The sequence below is a fragment of the Myroides phaeus genome (genome assembly GCF_900099675.1).
Classification (GTDB): domain Bacteria; phylum Bacteroidota; class Bacteroidia; order Flavobacteriales; family Flavobacteriaceae; genus Flavobacterium; species Flavobacterium phaeum.
This window is the reverse complement of sequence record NZ_FNDQ01000048.1, coordinates 1-3,433: the sequence shown is the minus strand read 5'-3', so window position 1 is coordinate 3,433 and position 3,433 is coordinate 1. Positions and strand designations below refer to the sequence as shown.

3 protein-coding genes are annotated in these 3,433 nt (G+C 30.6%); all 3 read right to left on the bottom strand.

What is annotated here, in order from left to right; all coding sequences use genetic code 11:
• Window positions 1-92: 92 nt before the first annotated feature.
• Window positions 93-875 carry a lincosamide nucleotidyltransferase Lnu(H) gene (gene lnu(H), locus BLT46_RS12980; protein ID WP_173002794.1) on the bottom strand — a complete coding sequence of 261 codons (783 nt, stop codon included), beginning with the start codon at window positions 873-875 and terminating at the stop codon, window positions 93-95.
• Window positions 876-1,148: 273 nt separating this feature from the next.
• Complete coding sequence (locus tag BLT46_RS12975) at window positions 1,149-2,120, bottom strand: aminoglycoside phosphotransferase family protein (protein WP_090410533.1); 972 nt, start codon at window positions 2,118-2,120, stop codon at window positions 1,149-1,151.
• Window positions 2,121-2,294: 174 nt separating this feature from the next.
• Window positions 2,295-3,119, bottom strand: coding sequence for a class D beta-lactamase OXA-347 (locus BLT46_RS12970; protein WP_004295324.1), 825 nt, complete (start codon window positions 3,117-3,119; stop codon window positions 2,295-2,297).
• Window positions 3,120-3,433 lie beyond the last annotated feature (314 nt).

The following is a 3,433-nucleotide window of genomic DNA, read 5'->3' as shown; positions in this document are numbered from 1 at the left end:
TTCGAAAACTCCATAATACGTATTAAGCTTCCTACGGTTCCGTTCAACGGGCTTTCATCTCGTGCCCTCCGGGCAAGACGAAAGCTTAGTTATTAGCGGTAGTTTTTTCTTATTTCGTGTAGGATTTCTTTCATTTTTGGTTCAATATTTAGTTCGTCAAATAGTTTCTCCGATAAATTTAATGAGTTTTCAAAAGCTAAAATTATATTTTTAGGATTTAAATCCGATGTTACTGTTTTATACGCAAAATACCAAGTCGTATCAATATCCTTTTCAAGACTTTTAGTTGGACTTTCCCAATGTTGGGTTTTGTTTGTTCTTGCTCTAATAAGCCAAAGCAAATATTTCTGAACATTTGATAAACTATGATGAGCATGAGCAAATTCTTCTCGCTTAATTAAGTTGCTTGTTGTCAGTATAACATTCAGTAATGATTGACTTAACCACAAGATGTTTTCATTTGTTATTCTTTCGGGCGATTTCGTTTTGATTTGATTTAGTGTTTTCGTTAAATGTCCGTCTTTGTCGATTAGGTTCATTTGGTCAAAATCGCTAAATGTAACTATTCCGTCCCAAGATTTGATAATTTCAATTTCCTCTGTTTTTAAAAAATGAAATTCTCCTCTAACCAAATTCTCAAAAATAGCAACTTCGGTTCCATATTCATTTATAAAATATAAAGCCACAGGATGAATTTGATTTACCCATTTTTCTGCTGAGAAATTTTCTTTATTTTTTACAAAGATGTAAAATTCGATGTCAGAATATTTGTCTCCTTCGTTTTTGGTAAATGAACCATACATAAAAACAGCGGAAATATTTTCGTCTTGTTGAGCTATAGATTTTGTTTTGTTAATCATTTGTAACTGTGTCATTTTTTCTAATTTTTAAAAGTTAATAATAGAAAATTCCATTACTTTTTGAAAGCAATGAAAAGGTTTAAGTTTATATATTTTGGACAGTTACTTATAGCTTCATCGGATTATATTTTTTTATGTTCAACATTCTGTTTGGTAAAATTACCGCTAACGGTTTGGGCTTTGCGAGGGCGGGGATTTTCAGCAGAAAATATCGACCGAAGCACTAAGCTACAAATATAGCGAAAATCTCCAACGGAGTATTTTCGCCCCGCTCTTGCAAAACCCTTGTTACCTGCTGGCTGTGTTTTTAGGTTTGGATATTATGTTATCAACTTCTTTTTTCAGATAGTTTAAGTTGATTTTGTATTCTTCCGAATTGAGTTCGTCAAATTGTAATTGTTCGATAAACTCAAAAATATCTTGAAGTTTTCTACTTGTCAGATAATATTGTAAAACCGTTTCATTGATCTGATAATCAGGATTGAGTTCATAATATCTTTTGATAAACAAATCAAAATAAGGTTGCTGATAAATGCTGAAAATATCGGCTTCGGGTGGTGCAAACTTTATTCCTTCCCAATCCAAAAGATATAATTTTTGTTTGTCTGTGATAAGATTCCAATGATGAATATCTGTATGACATAAACAATATTTTAAATCTTTTTCCTTTAAAGCATTTGATAAATTATACCATTCGTTGATTTGATTTTTTATAATTGAAAGATTAGGTTGCAGTACCGTTTTGATTTCCGTTTTTAGTTGGTCAAGGTTTTTGTCTATCCAATTGTTTAGTTTAGAAATAAACGAAAGGTCAAATGTTTCAGAAATCTGCGAAAGGTCAAAAGGAGTTTTTTTTAAATGATGTAACTGACTGACAATTTCGGCTAATTGAGTTATTTGTTCTTTGGTTAAATTTTTTCCCCCAACTGTTTCTCCTTTAATGTAATCAAACAAAACATATATATAATTTTCATCTTCGCACCTAAAATCATCAGATTGCGTTTTAATCAATCGAATGATTTTTCCTTTCAGCAGAGTTTGATTATCAAGCCAATCCACAATGGGAAGATAAAGGTCGATGTGTTCCGTTAAATAAGAAGTTGATTTTCGACTTTTTTCATAAACTTTTAAAAAATAAAAATGCTCGTTTTCATCTTCTATTTTATAAGCCAAAGAAGCCCAACCACCTTTTTGTTTAGAAATTGTGTTTGTTTTGATAAGATATTTTTGTTGCAATGTTTTTATCAATGTTTCAACCATTTTATTTTGTCGGATTTTTGGTTTCAGCTTGCAGGTAACGAAAAATGGTAGCCGTAGTTGCCGGATTTACAGCACTTTCGTATCAATTTAGCACTTCGGTTCGTTAAAAGCACCAAAGTATCAAGTTGGCACGAAAGCCGGCAATTATCGGCTACCATATGTTAGTGGCATTTATCATTTCATTATATTCATTTGCTTTAACGCATTTTTTGTTACATTAATTCTCGATGAAATAAAATCATCAACATTCAATCCGTCTGTCGGAATTACATTTGTTGCAAAAAAATAAACATTAGATTTTGTTTCAACATAACCAACAAACCAACCATTATATTTTTCTTCTATCGAACTTAATCCAGTCTTACCGCTTAAAATGTAATTTTCAGTTCGCTCAATTTCCATAATATTTTTGACAATCTTTATTGTCCTATCAGAAATTGGAAATTTTGAAAAATAGAATTTCCTCAAAAAGTCGATTTGTTGTTTTTGAGATATTTTTGAATTTCCTTCAAGCCAAAAATTGTCAATCGTTAAACTGTCAAAAATCATATTTTTATACTCAAATTTTTCTAAATATTCTTTCATTTTAATTGTTCCGATTTTCCTTGCAATTTCCTGATAGCAAGGAACACAGGAAATTCTAAAAGCATCTTTAAATGATAAATCTTTTTCCCAAATATCCATTTTTCTCTGCTCGCCATTCCATTTTAAAATAGTTGTATCATTTTCAATAATGCCTAATTCAACAGCAATTATAGAATTTGGAATTTTGAATGTTGATGCAGGTAATTTTCCGTTTTTAGCCCAATCAAAGTCATTTGAGTAAAAAGTATTCTTGTCGTTATCATAAATTAGAATTGAACCATTTACTTGAAAACTATCTAAAATTTTGTCAAAATCAGAAATTTCTGTTTCAATTATGTTTTTATTCGTTGTTGTGTTACAGCAAACAAATAAAAATATCATTGAAATAAAAACTACAAATAAAATATTTTTCATTTATTGTCTAATTATCGTTTGTTTTTGTTGCCACTAACGGGAAACGCATTGGCGAAGTGGCGGATAAATTGAACCGAAAGTTCAATTTAGCAGTAACGTAGCCGATGTGTTTCCACAGAAGCTAAATTATTAAAAAAAAGCTGAATGTGGAACACATTCGGCGGAATAAAAAGCACAAAAGTTGAATTTTGTACTTAACCCGCCATTTTGCCAATGCGATGTTGAACTAAACCTTCGGTAGCTTTTCCGTTAGAAGTCATATATTTAGGATATTAAAAAAATAAAATTATGGTAACTAAAAAAAATCTCCGGAG

Excerpts from the sequence above, each read along its gene's own strand:
- BLT46_RS12975 (WP_090410533.1), bottom strand. The coding sequence starts at position 2,120 with ATGGTTGAAACATTGATAAAAACATTGCAACAAAAATATCTTATCAAA.
- BLT46_RS12970 (WP_004295324.1), bottom strand. The coding sequence starts at position 3,119 with ATGAAAAATATTTTATTTGTAGTTTTTATTTCAATGATATTTTTATTT.